Origin of the sequence: Pseudoalteromonas shioyasakiensis, assembly GCF_024518675.1 — a bacterium.
In the GTDB taxonomy this organism is placed as follows: Bacteria; Pseudomonadota; Gammaproteobacteria; order Enterobacterales; family Alteromonadaceae; genus Pseudoalteromonas; species Pseudoalteromonas shioyasakiensis_B.
This window is the reverse complement of record NZ_JANIGL010000001.1, coordinates 376,785-393,527: the sequence shown is the minus strand read 5'-3', so window position 1 is coordinate 393,527 and position 16,743 is coordinate 376,785. Positions and strand designations below refer to the sequence as shown.

At 38.8% G+C, this 16,743-nt stretch carries 17 protein-coding genes; 10 read left to right on the top strand and 7 right to left on the bottom strand.

What is annotated here, in order from left to right; translation table 11 throughout:
• Both NQT69_RS01720 and NQT69_RS01715 read left to right on the top strand, forming a co-directional pair.
• A complete protein-coding gene (locus NQT69_RS01720) occupies positions 1 to 927 on the top strand; it encodes an electron transfer flavoprotein subunit alpha/FixB family protein (protein ID WP_256825982.1) in 927 nt (308 codons plus the stop codon).
• Between the two features lie 192 nt (positions 928 to 1,119).
• Positions 1,120 to 1,506 (top strand): hypothetical protein, encoded by a 387-nt coding sequence (locus NQT69_RS01715; protein ID WP_256825981.1) that lies wholly within the window; start codon positions 1,120 to 1,122, stop codon positions 1,504 to 1,506.
• 106 nt (positions 1,507 to 1,612) lie between these two features.
• Here NQT69_RS01715 and asnS read toward each other — a convergent pair whose 3' ends face one another.
• Positions 1,613 to 3,010 (bottom strand): asparagine--tRNA ligase, encoded by a 1,398-nt coding sequence (gene asnS / locus NQT69_RS01710; RefSeq protein WP_087532262.1) that lies wholly within the window; start codon positions 3,008 to 3,010, stop codon positions 1,613 to 1,615.
• Positions 3,011 to 3,285: 275 nt separating this feature from the next.
• On the opposite strand from asnS, the gene NQT69_RS01705 reads away from it, so the two are divergent.
• The gene (locus NQT69_RS01705) at positions 3,286 to 3,720 is read left to right on the top strand and encodes an AAA family ATPase (RefSeq protein WP_256825980.1); all 435 of its coding nucleotides are present in this window, start codon (positions 3,286 to 3,288) and stop codon (positions 3,718 to 3,720) included.
• Positions 3,721 to 3,750: 30 nt separating this feature from the next.
• On the opposite strand, the gene bioA is transcribed toward NQT69_RS01705, so the two are convergent.
• On the bottom strand, positions 3,751 to 5,040 hold the full coding sequence (bioA, locus tag NQT69_RS01700; RefSeq protein WP_256825979.1) for an adenosylmethionine--8-amino-7-oxononanoate transaminase: 1,290 nt from the start codon (positions 5,038 to 5,040) through the stop codon (positions 3,751 to 3,753).
• Positions 5,041 to 5,136: 96 nt separating this feature from the next.
• Between bioA and bioB the strand changes: the two genes are divergently transcribed.
• The 4 genes from bioB to bioD are packed head-to-tail and all read left to right on the top strand — an operon-like array spanning position 5,137 to position 8,811.
• The gene (gene bioB / locus NQT69_RS01695; RefSeq protein ID WP_256825978.1) at positions 5,137 to 6,177 is read left to right on the top strand and encodes a biotin synthase BioB; all 1,041 of its coding nucleotides are present in this window, start codon (positions 5,137 to 5,139) and stop codon (positions 6,175 to 6,177) included.
• Positions 6,177 to 7,319: an 8-amino-7-oxononanoate synthase gene (locus NQT69_RS01690; RefSeq protein WP_256825977.1), complete on the top strand. Its 1,143-nt coding sequence runs from the start codon at positions 6,177 to 6,179 to the stop codon at positions 7,317 to 7,319. Before bioB ends, NQT69_RS01690 begins: the two co-directional genes overlap by 1 nt.
• The gene (locus NQT69_RS01685) at positions 7,316 to 8,131 is read left to right on the top strand and encodes a methyltransferase domain-containing protein (RefSeq protein ID WP_256825976.1); all 816 of its coding nucleotides are present in this window, start codon (positions 7,316 to 7,318) and stop codon (positions 8,129 to 8,131) included. Before NQT69_RS01690 ends, NQT69_RS01685 begins: the two co-directional genes overlap by 4 nt.
• Positions 8,128 to 8,811: a dethiobiotin synthase gene (gene bioD, locus NQT69_RS01680; protein ID WP_256825975.1), complete on the top strand. Its 684-nt coding sequence runs from the start codon at positions 8,128 to 8,130 to the stop codon at positions 8,809 to 8,811. The genes NQT69_RS01685 and bioD overlap by 4 nt, the downstream gene beginning before the upstream one ends.
• Positions 8,812 to 8,866: 55 nt before the next feature.
• On the opposite strand, the gene NQT69_RS01675 is transcribed toward bioD, so the two are convergent.
• Entirely contained in the window at positions 8,867 to 10,390 is a 1,524-nt protein-coding gene (locus NQT69_RS01675) for a Calx-beta domain-containing protein (RefSeq protein WP_256825974.1), read from the bottom strand.
• A gap of 356 nt (positions 10,391 to 10,746) precedes the next feature.
• Between NQT69_RS01675 and htpX the strand changes: the two genes are divergently transcribed.
• A complete protein-coding gene (gene htpX, locus NQT69_RS01670; protein ID WP_256825973.1) occupies positions 10,747 to 11,610 on the top strand; it encodes a protease HtpX in 864 nt (287 codons plus the stop codon).
• Between the two features lie 51 nt (positions 11,611 to 11,661).
• Here the strand turns inward: htpX and gloA are convergent, their stop codons facing one another.
• Entirely contained in the window at positions 11,662 to 12,189 is a 528-nt protein-coding gene (gene gloA, locus NQT69_RS01665; RefSeq protein ID WP_256825972.1) for a lactoylglutathione lyase, read from the bottom strand.
• Positions 12,190 to 12,458: 269 nt separating this feature from the next.
• On the opposite strand from gloA, the gene NQT69_RS01660 reads away from it, so the two are divergent.
• On the top strand, positions 12,459 to 12,752 hold the full coding sequence (locus NQT69_RS01660) for a hypothetical protein (RefSeq protein ID WP_256825971.1): 294 nt from the start codon (positions 12,459 to 12,461) through the stop codon (positions 12,750 to 12,752).
• 264 nt (positions 12,753 to 13,016) lie between these two features.
• On the opposite strand, the gene NQT69_RS01655 is transcribed toward NQT69_RS01660, so the two are convergent.
• Both NQT69_RS01655 and NQT69_RS01650 read right to left on the bottom strand, forming a co-directional pair.
• Complete coding sequence (locus NQT69_RS01655) at positions 13,017 to 14,291, bottom strand: hypothetical protein (RefSeq protein WP_256825970.1); 1,275 nt, start codon at positions 14,289 to 14,291, stop codon at positions 13,017 to 13,019.
• 174 nt (positions 14,292 to 14,465) lie between these two features.
• Positions 14,466 to 14,666 carry a hypothetical protein gene (locus tag NQT69_RS01650; protein ID WP_256825969.1) on the bottom strand — a complete coding sequence of 67 codons (201 nt, stop codon included), beginning with the start codon at positions 14,664 to 14,666 and terminating at the stop codon, positions 14,466 to 14,468.
• A 77-nt stretch (positions 14,667 to 14,743) separates the two neighbouring features.
• Here NQT69_RS01650 and NQT69_RS01645 point away from each other — a divergent pair, with 77 nt between their 5' ends.
• Complete coding sequence (locus tag NQT69_RS01645) at positions 14,744 to 15,244, top strand: GNAT family N-acetyltransferase (RefSeq protein ID WP_256825968.1); 501 nt, start codon at positions 14,744 to 14,746, stop codon at positions 15,242 to 15,244.
• A 246-nt stretch (positions 15,245 to 15,490) separates the two neighbouring features.
• Here the strand turns inward: NQT69_RS01645 and NQT69_RS01640 are convergent, their stop codons facing one another.
• On the bottom strand, positions 15,491 to 16,702 hold the full coding sequence (locus NQT69_RS01640) for a porin (protein WP_256825967.1): 1,212 nt from the start codon (positions 16,700 to 16,702) through the stop codon (positions 15,491 to 15,493).
• Positions 16,703 to 16,743 lie beyond the last annotated feature (41 nt).

Genomic DNA, 16,743 nt, shown 5'->3' with positions numbered 1-16,743 from the left:
ATGAAAACATTAGTAATAGCCGATCATGATAATGGTATTTTAAAACCAGAAACTTCGAAAACGATTAATGCGGCCGTTAAACTTGGTAATGCAATTGATGTGTTAGTACTGGGTGAAAATATTAGTGAAATGGCCAATCAAGTTGCGTCAATTAATGGTGTCGCGACTGTTCTGGTTGCTGATAACGCAATCTATGGCCATCAATTAGCAGAAAATACAGCTGATCTTGTGCTATCACTTGCCGGTGATTATTCCCATATAGTTGCAAGTGCAACCACCACGGGTAAAAACTTTATGCCACGAGTTGCTGCTTTATTAGATGTTGCTCAGATTTCAGAAATTATCGATGTTGTTGATGCTGAGACGTTTAAACGGCCTATTTACGCTGGTAATGCAATAGCAACTGTGAAGTCACTGGATAGTAAAAAAGTAATTACAGTACGAGCAAGCAGTTTTGACTTACAAACAGAGCAAGCCGCTGCGACAGTTTCAGCATTAGATAGCACTTTTGATAATCATTTAAGTCAATTTGTAAGTGTTGAACAAACTGAATCAGAACGCCCTGAACTGACCGCGGCTGAAGTGGTTATTTCAGGTGGTCGTGGTATGCAAAATGGAGAAAATTTTGCGCTATTAAATGGCATTGCAGATAAGCTAGGTGCCGCCATTGGTGCATCACGTGCTGCGGTTGATGCGGGATTTGTAGCAAACGATATGCAAGTGGGGCAAACCGGTAAAATTGTTGCACCTAATTTGTATATCGCAGTCGGTATTAGTGGCGCAATTCAGCATCTTGCAGGAATGAAAGACTCTAAAGTGATTGTGGCAATTAATAAAGATCCTGATGCGCCTATATTTCAAGTGGCAGATTATGGTCTAGTGGCCGATTTATTCGAGGTATTACCACAGCTCGAAAACGCACTCTAAATTTAAATTATTCTGGTTGTTAAAAGCTGTTGCACCTAATTTGGGTGTGCAGCTTTTTTTATGTGCTATGGTTAACGTTATATAGTTGAGTATGGTGACGAAAAACGAATGGACTCTTATGCGAGCGCTAAACTTTATTTTATAGCTGTGCTTCTTTATTGTGCCTCTTTGTTCACCCATGGGTTTTCAACCATGGATCAATCAGTGTTGGGTATCAGTATTTTATTGGCAGGCTGGTCTCAGGCTGTACTGGCTATCACTCTTTTTTTCAATACATTTGAAGTCATGTACTTATTTTTAGCACTACCATGGTGTTCGAATATCTTTATGTTAACCAGTTTTCTGCAATTACGCTTGTGTAATAATGAACAATTGTGTAGTTGGGCTGCACATGGCGGTGTTATCTGCACAGTTAGCTTTTTACTTAATCCCAAGGTGCTGATGGGCGAAACGATAAGCTTAATTGATGCAAACATCGAGATTGGTGGCTTGTTGTGGTGTATGTCTTCGTTTGTTATTTTGTATTTATTCTATCAGTTACGCAAGTTAGGATGTTTTAGGCATTGCGTAAGAGAGTAAAGAAAAACACCCTGTTATGCGCTTTTTAACTGCACAATAACTCACTAAAAAGTAATAAAAAACCAGCAGATAGCTGGTTTTTATTGTTATCTAATTGGCTTAGACCTTAGTAAGTGGCGCTACCTTTAGTACGCGGGAAGGCAATAACGTCACGCACATTGCCCATACCAGTTACATAAGCAACTAAACGCTCAAAGCCTAGACCAAAACCAGAGTGCGGTACTGAGCCATATTTACGTAAGTCGCGGTACCAGCTGTAGTCTTCTTTATTAAGACCCATTTCGTCTAATCGTGCATCAAGTACATCTAGGCGTTCTTCACGTTGTGAGCCACCAATGATTTCACCAATGCCTGGTGCAACAACGTCCATGGCTGCAACAGTTTTACCGTCTTCGTTTTGACGCATGTAGAAGGCTTTAATATCACGTGGGTAGTTTTTAATAACCACAGGTGCTTTAAAGTGCTCTTCAGCAAGGTAACGCTCATGCTCAGACTGTAAATCTACACCCCATTCAACGGCGTATTCAAATTTCTTACCACAGGCTTTCAGTATTTCAACAGCATCTGTGTAATCAACTTGTGCAAAGTCTTTTTCAACAAATTCTTCTAAGCGTGAGATAGCGGTTTTCTCTACACGTTGTGCAAAGAATTCCATGTCATCACGACGCTCTTCAAGTACAGCTTTAAACACATACTTAAGCATGTTCTCTGCAAGCTTGGCGATATCTTCAAGATCAGCAAAAGCGACTTCTGGTTCAACCATCCAGAACTCAGCAAGGTGGCGAGATGTGTTGGAGTTCTCAGCACGGAAAGTTGGACCAAAGGTATAAATTTTAGACATTGCAGACGCGTAAGTCTCGCCGTTTAACTGACCCGAAACCGTTAGGAACGCTTCTTTACCGAAGAAGTCTTCGCTGTAATCAACATCGCCTTTATCTGTGCGCGGTAAGTTTTGCATATCAAGTGTAGACACGCGGAACATTTCACCTGCGCCTTCACAGTCACTCGCTGTGATGATAGGCGTGCTGATCCAGTAAAAGCCTTGCTCGTGATAAAAACGATGAATAGCTTGTGCTAAACAGTTACGAACACGAGTAACGGCACCAATAATGTTAGTGCGCGGGCGTAAGTGTGCGTGTTCACGTAAATATTCGATGCTATGACGTTTAGCAGCCATAGGGTATGAGTCTGGGTTTTCTACCCAACCTAATACTTCAACCTTATTCGCTTGGATTTCGAATGACTGACCTTTGCCTTCAGATTTAACCAGTACACCAGTGACTGATACAGAGCAGCTTGCTGTTAAACGCGTTACTTCTTCGTAATTATTCAGTGAATTAGGCACTACCGCTTGAATTGCGTCAAAACATGAACCGTCATGAACGGCTAAAAATGAAATTCCTGCTTTTGAATCGCGGCGTGTACGGATCCAGCCTTTTACTGTTACTTGGCTGTCTACCGCAACCTTGCCTTTTAATAGCTCTGAAATCGCTAAGTGGCTCATCTTCACTCCAATGATATAAGTTGCCTACATTAATATATGTGTGCTTAGTTGCACTTGAACATCATATCTTACCTTTGAACGGAAAATAAAAAAACATGTGGAGGCAACTCTTTGCTGTTTCTTTCAATTTTTTTTGCTAAATTTCAATTTTTTGTGATGAAACGGCGGATAATTAAACACTAATTTAAATTAATGTCTTGTAAATGTGCGAATAATGCTGCTTTTATGGCATTATAGCTTTTTCATTATTTAATTAACTAACAATTATAGGTTCCATGAAACAAGTCTTTATTTTACGCGGACTACCTGGCTCAGGTAAGTCTTATTATGCGCAAAACCTTGCTGATGAGCTCGTGCTGGGCGATCAAAGCCAATACTTGATATGCTCAACTGATGATTATTTTTACAACGAGCAGGGTGAGTATCAGTTTGATAAGTTTAAACTCTCACAGTTTCATAACTTAAATTTAGCACGCTTTATCAATGCGCTTTCGCAGTCAATTCCCTTAGTTATTGTAGATAACACCAATATTAAAAAATGGGAATTTATTGCCTATAGCCAAGCAGCCGTTGCACTAGGCTATCAAGTGAAAGAAGTGATAGTGGGTGAAGTGAAAGATAAATCGATGCAGCACTTATATGCAAAACGTAATGAACATAACATTCCACTGAAAATGATCAGCAAAATGGCTTACATGTTTGAATGGTAATGACTTACCATTCAAACATGAGAGTTTAGCCTAGTAGTGATCACCTGTGATGGCGTCATAAATTGCGTTACAAAGCGTATTTATGTCTTGTTCGCTGCTTATGTAGGGGGGCATTAAGTAAATAAGTTTACCAAATGGCCGTATCCAGACTCCTTGGCTAATAAAGAAGCGTTGAATTTTTTCTACATCTATCACGCGTGTTAATTCAACGACACCAATACCACCGAGTATTCTTACATTTTTAACTTGCGGTAAACCGCTGCATTGTGTGAGCGATTCTAATGCGTGATTCAATTCAGCAATTTGTTTTGCCCAATCTTGTTCAACTAATAAATCAATACTTGCAGATGCGACCGCACAGGCTAATGGGTTGCCCATAAAAGTGGGGCCATGCATTAATACACCCGCTTCACCTTCACTTATACCAATAGCTATTTTAGCTGTGGTGAGTGTGGCTGAAAGAGTCATAGTGCCACCGGTAAGAGCTTTACCGATACACATGATATCGGGCTCAACCTGACTATGCTCAACGGCAAACATTTTGCCTGTTCGGCCAAATCCGGTGGCAATTTCATCGCATATCAGTAAAACATCATAGTCGTTACATAATTGACGAACAGCTTGCAAATATTCAGGGTGATAAAAGTTCATCCCTCCTGCATTTTGTACAATTGGCTCAATGATAAAGGCTGCAACCTCTTTGTGGTGCTTAACAAAATAGTCGCTGAGCTGGGCTGCTTCTTGTTGGTTAAATTGTTGGCCAAACTGGCTTTCGGGGGCCGGAACAAATACATGTTCAGGTAAAAAGCCGCTGTATAATGAATGCATTGAATTTATGGGATCGCACACACTCGTAGCTGCAAAGGTATCGCCGTGATAGCCTTTTAATGGAGTCATGAGCTTTTGTTTGCCAGTCACCCCTTGGCTTAACCAGTATTGCAGTGCCATTTTAATGGCAACTTCGACGGCGACAGAGCCGCTATCAGCTAAAAACACTTTCTCTAAGTTGTTAGGAGTTATTGCGACCAATTTTTTACATAAATCAATGGCTGGTTGATGGGTGATCCCACCAAACATAACGTGGCTCATGGTATCTACTTGTTGGTGCATGGCGGCTTTTAATACCGGGTGACCGTAGCCGTGAATAGCACTCCACCATGATGCCATACCATCGATTAAACATTCACTACTTTGTAAGAAAATTTTATTATCTTGAGTATGGGTTACTGGGTAGACCGGCAGAGGCTGCGTCATAGATGTATAGGGATGCCAAATGTGCTGACGGTCAAAATCAAGGTCTATTGTTTGTTTTTTATTCATTAGTAAACTTAATTAGGCTTTGGTTCGTTGACAATGTTACGCCAAGTCGTAGACTAAGCCAATATCCACCGTCATGAAAAATAAAAAGAGAGATTTATGGAGCTTGCAGCTGTTCGCCACGATTGGACTCACAAAGAAGTTAAAGCATTATTTGAAATGCCATTCAATGACTTGTTATTTAAAGCCGCATCGGTTCATCGTGCTAATTTTAATCCCAATGAAGTGCAGATATCGACTTTACTGTCTATAAAAACAGGCGCATGCCCTGAAGATTGTAAATACTGCCCGCAATCGGGTCACTATAAAACGGATTTAGAGCGGGAGCGCCTACTAGAAGTTGAAAAGGTTGTTGAGCAAGCACGTGTTGCAAAAGAAAAAGGCGCGACCCGTTTTTGTATGGGCGCGGCCTGGTCTGATCCAAAAGACAGAGACATGCCTTATATCTCTAAGATGGTTAAAGAAGTAAAACAGCTAGGGTTAGAAACCTGTATGACCCTTGGTATGCTTGATAACGACAAAGCCCATGCTTTAAGAGATGCAGGACTTGATTATTATAACCATAACCTTGACACCTCACCTGAATATTATGAACAAATTATTACCACTCGTACTTATCAAGACCGCTTAGACACTATTGGTAATGTGCGAGATGCCGGTATGAAAGTGTGCTCTGGCGGTATTGTCGGGATGGGCGAGCAAGCGTCTGATAGGTTTGGTTTATTAATGGGCCTTGCAAACTTACCGCAACAACCAGAGAGCGTGCCAATTAATATGTTGGTAAAAGTTAAAGGCACGCCACTTGAGAATGTTGACGACTTAGACCATTTTGATTTTATCCGTACTATTGCCACAGCACGTATTATGATGCCTTACAGTTATGTACGTCTATCAGCAGGGCGTAACGCGATGAATGAGCAAATGCAATCGATGTGTTTCTTTGCAGGCGCGAATTCTATTTTTTATGGTGATAAACTGCTGACCACAGAAAATCCTGAAGCTGATGCTGATATGAAGTTAATTAAGAAATTGGGTATGAATCCGGAAAAACGCCACGATTATTCTGATGAAGCCCATGAAGCTTCATTGATTTCAAAAGTGGCAGATAAAGCCGCCTCAGAGCTATTTTACGAAGCATAATGGCATTTTCATACCTCAAAACGCATCTTCAAAAACGCCGTGAAGATGCATTATTACGTGAACGACAATTAGTTAGCCAACATTCATCATGTCACATATCCGTTGCTGGTAAAACGTATCTAAATTTTGCAAGCAATGACTATTTAGGTTTTGCTGCTGATGCACTTAAAAATAACGAGTTAACTCAACTGGGTAGTCATAGTTCACCCTTAGTTACAGGTTATACTCAAGCGGCACATGATTTAGAAAGTTATTTATGTAACAAACTTGGGTATGAGTCTGCATTACTATTTAATAGTGGGTTCAGTGCAAATAGCAGTGTATTAAAGGCTTTGTTTCAAGACCAACAAGTGGCTCAGCAAAGCATGATGTTTCATGACAAATTGAATCACGCTAGTTTAATTGATGGTGGTTTGAACTCACAAGCGGCTATGGTTCGTTTTAACCATAATGATATGAAGCATCTGACTGCTCGTTTGCAAAAATCAAAGGCCACTAATAAGTTGATTATTAGTGAAGGGGTGTTTTCGATGGATGGTGACAGCGCACCCATAGCTGAACTTTATGCCATTGCTAACGAGCACAATGCATGGTTAATGATTGATGACGCTCATGGTTTTGGTGTACAGGGTGAGCAGGGGCTGGGAAGCTGTGAGCAAATTAAACCACAGTTATTGGTTATTACCTTTGGTAAAGCCGTTGCAAGCAGCGGGGCGTGCGTGTTAGCCAGTAAAGAAGTGATTGATTATATGCTGCAGTATAATCGTGATTATATATATTCTACAGGTATGTCACCTTTAATTGCTCAGCATACTTTAGTGAGGTTGCAACAAATTTATTCTCAACAAGGCGATCAACGGCGTCAAAAGTTAGCTAATAACATTACGCTTTTTCAACAGCTTGCTGCTGAGTATAAAATTGCGGTTATGCCATCAAACAGTGCTATCCAACCTATTGTACTGGGCTGCGCCGAGCAGACGCTCATGGTTGCTAATAAACTTAAGCAACAGGGCATTTGGCTTAGTGCGATTCGCCCCCCGACGGTTCCTTTTAATACGGCTAGATTAAGGATCACTTTAACTGCGGCGCATGACAAAAATGATATTGAACGGCTCGTCAATGAACTGGTAAATGCTTTATGACCGCTTTATTAGTCAAACAGCGCTTACCTCGCGCAATAGCAAAGCATAGCCAAGTAAAAAGCCGTACTGCGGCAAAGTTTTCTGGGGCTGTGACGAGTTATGAACTACATGCAAATGTTCAAAAGCGCTCTGCCAATGCTTTATTTAGACAGCTTAATGTACAGGGTGCCAAGGTTTGTTTAGATTTGGGAGCAGGCCCAGGAGTTAATTTAGATAAGCTAAAGCGGCATTATGATTATGTTTTACCCTTTGATCTTAGTTTAGGAATGTTAAAGCAAAATAATGCTGACAAAACCGCGGTGTGTGGTGATATGGATGCATTACCTTTTCAGTCTGAGTCGTTTGATGCCGTTTATAGTAATTTTGCTGTTCAGTGGTCAGCTAATTTAAATCGATTGTTTACTGAGTTAATGCGCATCTTAAAGCCGGGTGGTAGAGTTTACCTAAGCTGTGTATGTGCGGGTTCACTTAATGAAATTATCACCGCATTTAAGACTATTGATAGTCAAAACCACGTTAATGAATTTCATAGCTTTGAACAAACCAAACAATTTATTCAACATTGTGGTTTTATCATCGAAAATGCTGAATTAAAATGCTACCAAGATACGTATCCTGAGCCCTTACATGCCATGCGTTCAATTAAAGCTATTGGGGCGACAAATATACACAGTCAAAACAAGCGCCAAGGCTTATTAACAAAGTCAGCGTTAAAAAAAGTATGTGATGGATATCCGCTAATAGCAGGGCAAGCCATAGTTAGTTACCATGTTGGGCTGTTTAGCTTGCAAAAAAGAGCAATCACTGTATGAAAGAATTTTTTATAACCGGTACTGATACCGATGCCGGAAAAACCCATGTAACAAGCTTATTACTTAAACTTTTGGCGCAACATAAAAAGCGCGCAATGGGGTTTAAACCCATTGCGTCGGGGTGTGAAATGGCGTTTGATCAGCTCGTTAATGCTGATGCATTAATCTTGATGGAAAGTGCTACGGTAAGCGCAAAATACGATATTATTAACCCTTTTTCATTTGCACCGGCCATAGCGCCACATATTGCGGCACAGAAAGTGGGTACCACATTAAGTGTCGCTAACATTAGCGCGGCGTATCAGCAAACTAAGCTGCAAGGCTCTGATTATATTCTCACTGAAGGGGCTGGTGGCTGGGCATTACCGCTAAATGACTCTGAATATCTATATGACTGGGTAAAGGCAGAGCAACTGCCTGTCATTTTGGTTGTAGGTATGAAACTTGGCTGTATTAACCATGCTTTATTAACTGCTGCGCATATGCAAAGTATGGGTGTAAATTGTATTGGCTGGATTGCAAATCAAATAGATGATGAAATGGATGAATACCAAGCAAATCTTGAGTCGCTTAAACAGCGGCTCCCTTTTCCATTACTAGCAATAAGCCCTTATACTGAGCAAACACCTAAGTTACAAATTTATAAATCTCTACTGGCAGCGTTATCGATTAATTCATAACGATTGAAATCTCGGATACTAAAAAGCCAGCAATGCTGGCTTTTTAGTTAGTGTATTAATTGCAACCTGATTGTATTGGTTGGGTACTAACACTTACAACAAAGTCGTTAAAGTCATTATCACTTTGATCTTCCCAATACTGTTTGTTACCAGACTTTTTGAATACAGTTTTAAGCTTAGTAGCATCACCATTAACGGCAAGAACATAAGTAATTGAATCACTAGCTTTTACATCGTAATAGCCATCAGGGCCTTGTTCATCAAGAAGCTTGATATATTGACCATTTACCTTAATCCCCCAATCATTATTGTTTCGCGACTGCTCTGACACAAACGAATAATTAATCCGGGTGTAGTTTTCTACAATGCACTGCTCATCATCATTTAAAATATACGCAGGTGCGCTGATAGATCCTGTGGCATTATTTTGCGCTGTTGCAGTAAGGGTAAATGTTTTATCGTCACTGTAATCGTCGTTATCTATTGTTGTAATAGTGATAGTGTGTGTAGTTTGTCCTGCTGGTATAACAACCGTTTGGTTGGTATAACTGTAATCGCTTGCGCTAGCTGTCATGGGAGTTGTTGAAATAAAAACTTCAACATCTTGTTCAAACGTATTACTTAATTTGAGTTCATAACTGAGTGTATTTCCTTCAGTAACTGAGTCTGTAACAGGCGATAATGTAATAGCAGGAATATCAGACACGCCACACAAAGGTGCAGCATAGCAAGAGCTAGACTCATTGAAATTAGTTGCTAAGTCATTTATACGCACTGGAAAGTCAGCAACGTGGCAGGTATTTCCGGTATTTTTGTTAACTTTGTAGAGCGCTGATTTATTAGAGTGGCCTAAATCCGTCATTGTTGTTTTACTAAGTAATATCTCACCTTGTTGATTAATCGCCGCCCCTGTTACTGCAGATAAGTTATGATCAGATAATTTAGTTGCTGTGAGGGTATCAATATCAACTGTGTAAATAGAAGAACTTGTCACTAATACCAGCTCAGAACCTTTGTAAACCAAATCGCCGCGCCAAATACCTTTATCGCCTTCAAGGCCCTTAATTTCACCGAGTAAAGTTGTTTCTGCAGTCTCCGGTGAGATTTGATAAAGCTTATTTTTATACGAACCTAATAAACGGTTGTTTTGCTCATCATAAGTTAAACGGTACATATTTTTAGTACGTCCAACTTCAACATGCTCATTTGTCGTTAAATCTACATAAGCTAATTTAATGTACTTAAATTTACTGCCACTAATAGGCAGTGAATTAAGCTCTGTTGAATTGAAGTCCAAGTGATCAACATCTACTTTATAGTCAATTGGACGAGGGGCTGATACATAATATAAACGATTTGTTGCTTTTACATGGGCTAGGGCCGATGAACTGAATTTGGCACGTGAGTGAGCTTGTGCATCTTGGTTAAACTCATCTAATTTAAATACGATAGCTGTATCACCACGACCTGCGTTTATTCCATATAGTTGCCCGTCACATTGATTAGCGTGAGCACTTTGAAATGATGAGATCATCGCTGTTGTTGATAATGCGATAAGTGATAAAGGAAATTTTTTCATAATTGTCGTAACCTTGTTAAGTTTGAACACACATTGAACCATTGAGTACAATTTAATAGCGGTAATCCTTTCGGTGTATCAGACGTTACTTAAATGTTGTAAGAATTTTCACAGTTAGGTACTTAATCATTTTTTTAAAATTAAGTTCCGCCCTTACTTAAGCCTAGTTTTGCAATAGCAGTAAAAGCAGACAAAATCATTTATGTTTTATTTTGCGATATAGATTACTTGCTTTATGACATAGTTTGTCACAGAATAGCCTAAGTTATGACATAGTGTGTCATTGTGTGGTTTGCTCATAGCAATCACATATCGATAAAGTCGCTCAGCGATAAATGTGGTTTTTGGAGAACTGTATGAAACGTGTATTTTTGTTTTTATTAACTAATCTAGCGGTTATGTTGGTATTAGGTGTGGTGCTGTCAATTATAATGAGTGCATTGGGCCTAAGTCATCGTAGTTTAGGTGGTATATTACTGATTGCTGCTGTATTTGGTTTCGGGGGCTCTTTTATCTCATTGTATATGTCTAAGTGGATGGCAAAAAAATCAACTGGGGCACATGTGATTATAAACCCTAAAAATGAAATGGAACACTGGCTTGTGACTACTGTTGCAGAGCAGGCTAAAAAGGCCGGGATTGCCATGCCTGAAGTGGCTATTTACGATAGCCCAGAAATGAACGCGTTTGCAACCGGACCGAGTAAGAATAATTCATTGGTTGCTGTCAGCACAGGTTTAATGCATAGCATGAATAAAGACCAAGCAGAGGCGGTGCTAGCACATGAAGTATCACATGTTGCTAATGGTGATATGGTAACACTGACCTTGATACAAGGCGTAGTCAACACCTTTGTTATATTCGCAGCAAAAGTACTTGCAGGTATTGTTGATAACTTTATTAATAGCGACGAAGAAGAGGGGGGGGGCAGTTGGACATACTTCCTATTCGATATGTTATTCCAAGTGTTATTTGGTGTTTTAGCCAGTGTTGTTGTGGCGCATTATAGTCGTAAGCGTGAATTTGCAGCTGATAGTGGCGCTGCGCGTTTAGTTGGCGCAGATAAAATGCGCTCAGCGCTTGAGCGTTTAAAACAAAACCATCCTTCACAATTACAAGGCTCAATGATGGCTTTTGGTATCGCCAGTGGCAAAGGAATGGCTGAGTTGTTTTCATCACACCCACCGCTAGATGAGCGAATAGACGCACTGCGCCGTTAAGTTTGGTTAGTATAAAAGCCTGCATCTGCAGGCTTTTAAATTCTAAATTAACTATTGTGATTGGATGATTTCTGTAATGCACTGCGGTGAGAGTATTTCAATCCAATATCCATCTGGATCTTTAATAAAAGCCAAGCCTTTCATTAAGCCGTCATCTGGTTTTTTTACAAATTCTACATCATATTTAGTAAAGCGCTCACAGGCTTCATACACATCAGGCACGCTTATACCAATATGGCCAAAGCCCTTTGGCTGTTCATTGCCACTGACATAGCCGGTAAAACTATCATCGCTTTCAGTGCCCCAGTTATGTGTCAACTCAATGAGAGCCGGGCGTTGAAATACCCACTGTATTGTAGTTTTATCGTCACCTTCTGGCATGGTTTGCTCATAGCCTAAAAAATACAAGGTGAATTTCATGTCTGGGAAGTCATATTTACCTAGTAGTTTCATACCTAATACATTTTGATAAAACGCGACCGATGGCTTGGGATCTTTAATACGCAACATGGTTTGTTGCATCACATAGCCTTCGGTGGCTTGTACAATTTGATCTGGAGATTCATTAAAATCTGGCATAGTAATCCTTTTATATAAATTGCTTACTTAATAGTACAACCAATGTAGCCTGATCATAATCAACAGCGAGCTTAATTAAAACCATAGAACACAATTACTCAGAGTTTCGTTTTAATAAAGAGGTTAAATGTCTGTAGTAAGTGAAAGAGTTATGTCTTGTTTTTAAGCTATTATTTTGCTTAATAATAATGATGCATTATTTAGTTATATTAGATAGGTTGTACCGTAGTGGGTACAGGTGATTTAAATACTAATCAATGAAAAAGTCAATGAACAAACTAAACAGCAAACAAACGCGCTTTTACAAAGAAGTAGCAAAAATTTTATGGGAACAATGGGACCCAATTAAAGTTAATGATGGTACTGATGATTGGAACGACGAATACGATAGCTATGTCCCTCACACTTTTGCGTTAGTGATGAACAATAACGACTCCATAAAAATAGCGAATCATCTAACATCAATAGTTACACAAAATATAAGCATGGCTGCTAAGCCAGAACATGACTTAAAAGTAGCTAAATTAATTTTAGCTACAAAGGCAATTATGCTAGATGGCTAGTTATGTAAGATAAGATAATGATAGTTGCAAAAGCATCTATGGAAGCGAGGACTACACTGACGATTACTATGTTGTTCAGAAAAATATGGCTAACTTATTGTAGTTATTGAGCGACTACATTTTTTAAAATATCCAAGATTATTACTACTATCAACTATTCGTATGGTGTACCAATCGGGGAGCGAATAAAAAAGCCCTAGTATTAGCTAGGGCTAGGAGGGAAATTAATTGTGCCTAATTAAACATATCAATATGTATTCACTATTAATTATTACAAGACTCTACATCACCAGCAGAAGAGTAGCTGTATTTGACCACATAGTCATCGAAATCATTATTTATACTTCCAGAAACCCATTTATCTTCCCAGAATTGTATTCTGTAACCATTTCGTGCGTAATCGTTCACAGCTGCATTAGAAGAGTTATTTATGTCGCCATTTACAGCTAACCTAAATATAGGCCCTCCACCTTTGCGAGTTACAGCAGCAGTGCCTTTGCCGTTCTGTGTTTCATCTAATAACGGGTGGAAATTACCAAAGTCGTCTTCCCAGCCCCATATATTCTCTAGATTTGATTCAGCGCGAATAAATTCATAATCAACAGTCCACTTTTGTGTGATAACACATTCTCCAGTGTTACCGGGGTCAGTACCATTTGAACCACCAGTGGTTGGTGTTGGTAATGATTCTGTATAACAATCAGTCATCTGTGAACTAGTTGCAAGATCATTAATTCGTGCAGGTAGGGTCGCTACTTTTATGCTATTACCTGAATCAATATCTAAATTATATACATATGTTTTATTTGCGTGGCCTAAATCAGTGAGGATAGTCTTAGTAACAAGTAAATTTCCTTGTTGACCAAATGTAGCGCCAGTAACAGAACCTACACTATGATCTGCCCGTTTAGTCGCTTTTAGAGTATTTTTATTAATGTTGTAAATTGATTTACTTGTAATTAATACTAGTTGTGAGCCTTGATATACAAGATCACCACGCCAATAACCTGAATCATTAATTCCTGATATAGCCCCGAGCTCAGTTGTTTCTGCGCTGTCAGGGTCAATCGCATAAAGTTTTTTATTATAAAATCCAATTAGCTGGTTATTAGTACTATCATAAGTAAGCCCGTAGACATTAGCTGTACGGCCCACTTCAACATGTTCATTGGTATCTAAATCGACATAGGCGAGTTTGATATAACGAAATTTTGAACCAGAAATAGCTAGTGAAGAAAGTTTTGAGTCATCTAACTCTAAATGACTAACATCAACCTTATATTCCAGTGGTCTAGGTACTGCAACATAATATAAACGCTTCATTGGTTCAACATAAGCTAAAGCAGAAGAGCTAAATTTAGCAAGAGAGTGAGCTTCAACTAACTCTTTTGATTCATTAAGTTTAAAAACGACTCCTGTATCTCCTCGACCTGCGTTTATACCATACAGTTGACCAGGACATTGGGCTGCTTGTACGAATTGGAAACTAGCTGTAACAGTTGCCGCAATTACTGCTAGTTTTATTTGATTTTTTTTCATAATTACTCTCCTGAAGAAATTATGAAAAGCTTATATGTTAATATTTTTATCAGCTATGGGAAAAAGCATTCTAAACTTAAGGAAAAAGAGTTAGTTTTGACATGAAAACTCTGAGTGTTTGTAAATACATAAATAAATTATGATTCTAAGTAATTGGTTTTTGTTAAATTTACTTTAAACTTCTGTTTCTCGAATCTTTTGATTTGGCAATAAATGCTCAATTATTTCTCTTGCTGGTAGAGTGTATCTAACGCCATCAAACATGACTGAAGTATACTCTTCAATGCTTGTAATACCTGTTAAAGTCCAACCTTCGCCTCTTTTTGGGCAATATACAGTTGTAGTTGGTTGAATAACTTTAAAATTTTCGCTCATTACAGGCTCCTTAGCACTTGTTAGTTGAGTATCTTAAGGTAATAATAACTTTTGATAAAGTTTTTAGTCATATCACTATGAAAAACAATATAGTCTTAGAGCGAGTAACCCTGAGTTTAATTACTCATAAACATGCACCAGCACTTTGGGCGGTGCTTAATGAGCCTGATGTTGCACAATATAATGATTACAATTTACCGCAAAGTAGAGACGATATTAAACTTTTAATACAAAATGATTTAGCCGCGTACTATGAAGGCACAGGAGTTCGTTTTGCTATTTTGCATAACCAAGATAATAGTTTTATGGGTAGTGTTGGCTTATATGATGTGTCAAACAATCAGGCTTGGTTAGGTTTTGAGCTGGCAAAAAGCTTCTGGCAACAAGGCTATATGAATGAAGTTCTGCAGCATTTATTAACGATTAAAACAGTTCAGGTTTTGTTTCCTCAAACGGTTACTTCTATAATGGCTCGTGTTGAAAATGAAAATACACGTTCAGTAAAGTTATTGAGTAATTTAGGCTTTAAACAATACCAAGATAGTATCTGGCTATACTCAATTAACAATCTAATTTGATGAACAAAAGCAATAAAGAACACATCATACTATTTTTGTTTTCGCATTACCTAAGCAATAGCTAAATTGTTAAGGGAAGACTAACACGATAACATTAATTTTTAATAAGTGAATTTAGCAAAGCTTATATGAAATACCCAGAAGGGGAGTAGACTGTTGTGAATAGTTTTAAACTAAACATTATATAAAAGCCTCGATCACTTTTAAATATAAGCTATCAAAGTGAGTGAGGCTTTTATTTTTTAACTACAGGGTGTAGTTAAAACCAATGGCTATACCATCGTCCTCGGATTGGGCCATCTGTTGTTCTTGCTCTTTGTCTGCACTTGAAAAATCACTAAAATCTTTTCTCGCTTCAATGTAAAAAACGGTATCTTTATCAAATAGGTAGTGGAAACCAAATACAGTAAACTGACGTTTAAATACATCATTTGGATCAGCATTGAAGTTAGGTTGTATAACGTAATCATCACCAGCGTCGAATATGTTGTAGGTTAAAAAAGTGCGTATATCATTATCAAAGCGGTATGAAATCATGGATTCAAGTCCTACCGCTTCTTTAATAAGGCGACCAATGTTATCGGTGTCGTGGTTTTTATTTTTATTAATATTGGCAGCAACATATAAGCCTTTTCTGTTAAAGCTGCCATACGTAATACCTGCACCATAAATTAAGTCTACCGCTGTTTGCATAGCACCATCATCAGCGTAAACAATATTAAATTCACCGCGGTTTGCTCCAGCTGTAAGCGTAAAGTTATCTGTTAAGCGATAGGTTAAAGCTGTTGCATAGGTAGAATTAAACTCAACTTTTTGTGCTAAGTTACTATTATTATTGAATAGGGCTTCGCACGCAGATTCCGAGATAGCCTCGATATCACAGGTGTAAAAGTCATTATTTTTAAACTGTACTTGAGCTGCAATGCTCAAGTCACCAAAACTATTGCGGTATTGCAATAATTTATCGCCGCGACCAGTACCATTGATAGCACCGTCATCTTTATTATAGGTATAAACACCTGCTGCATTGCCGTCCCAGACTAAACTATAGTTTGTGCTATAAACAACGTCATACCATGCACCCCATTGTTTACCTATAGTCAGTTGGCCGTATTGGTCGTGGGCGATACCCACATAACCTAAACGATTGTATAAAAATTCATCTTGTATTGACTCAAATCGGTTATTGTAAATTATATCGCTACTACCAACGGGGTTTACGCCCCATTCTAATAAAGCAATTGCCGACCAATGTTCTTTTAATTGTCTTTTAAAATCAAAGTTAATTCGCGATGCGCCATTGACTATCTCGGTTTGCCCCTGAGTGTGGATCACTCTTGCATCAATGAAGCCACCTACAGAGAGTGAGTTTTTTGAGTCGTTGTAAACCTCAAGCGCTTGTACGCTAGGGGTGCATAGAATTGCGGTTATAATTGTAGAGCATAGTCTTTTGTTCATTAACTAGACCTTAGATATCGTGTGTTGCCATAAGCGCGCAA

Bases quoted from the DNA above. Each gene is read 5' to 3' on its own strand.
- bioD (WP_256825975.1), top strand. From the start codon at position 8,128: ATGAAAGAATTTTTTATAACCGGTACTGATACCGATGCCGGAAAAACC.
- NQT69_RS01650 (WP_256825969.1), bottom strand. From the start codon at position 14,666: ATGAGCGAAAATTTTAAAGTTATTCAACCAACTACAACTGTATATTGC.
- gloA (WP_256825972.1), bottom strand. From the start codon at position 12,189: ATGCCAGATTTTAATGAATCTCCAGATCAAATTGTACAAGCCACCGAA.
- NQT69_RS01705 (WP_256825980.1), top strand. From the start codon at position 3,286: ATGAAACAAGTCTTTATTTTACGCGGACTACCTGGCTCAGGTAAGTCT.
- NQT69_RS01690 (WP_256825977.1), top strand. From the start codon at position 6,177: ATGGCATTTTCATACCTCAAAACGCATCTTCAAAAACGCCGTGAAGAT.
- bioA (WP_256825979.1), bottom strand. From the start codon at position 5,040: ATGAATAAAAAACAAACAATAGACCTTGATTTTGACCGTCAGCACATT.
- htpX (WP_256825973.1), top strand. From the start codon at position 10,747: ATGAAACGTGTATTTTTGTTTTTATTAACTAATCTAGCGGTTATGTTG.
- NQT69_RS01685 (WP_256825976.1), top strand. From the start codon at position 7,316: ATGACCGCTTTATTAGTCAAACAGCGCTTACCTCGCGCAATAGCAAAG.
- NQT69_RS01655 (WP_256825970.1), bottom strand. From the start codon at position 14,291: ATGAAAAAAAATCAAATAAAACTAGCAGTAATTGCGGCAACTGTTACA.
- NQT69_RS01715 (WP_256825981.1), top strand. From the start codon at position 1,120: ATGGATCAATCAGTGTTGGGTATCAGTATTTTATTGGCAGGCTGGTCT.
- NQT69_RS01660 (WP_256825971.1), top strand. From the start codon at position 12,459: ATGAACAAACTAAACAGCAAACAAACGCGCTTTTACAAAGAAGTAGCA.
- asnS (WP_087532262.1), bottom strand. From the start codon at position 3,010: ATGAGCCACTTAGCGATTTCAGAGCTATTAAAAGGCAAGGTTGCGGTA.
- NQT69_RS01720 (WP_256825982.1), top strand. From the start codon at position 1: ATGAAAACATTAGTAATAGCCGATCATGATAATGGTATTTTAAAACCA.
- bioB (WP_256825978.1), top strand. From the start codon at position 5,137: ATGGAGCTTGCAGCTGTTCGCCACGATTGGACTCACAAAGAAGTTAAA.
- NQT69_RS01640 (WP_256825967.1), bottom strand. From the start codon at position 16,702: ATGAACAAAAGACTATGCTCTACAATTATAACCGCAATTCTATGCACC.
- NQT69_RS01645 (WP_256825968.1), top strand. From the start codon at position 14,744: ATGAAAAACAATATAGTCTTAGAGCGAGTAACCCTGAGTTTAATTACT.
- NQT69_RS01675 (WP_256825974.1), bottom strand. From the start codon at position 10,390: ATGAAAAAATTTCCTTTATCACTTATCGCATTATCAACAACAGCGATG.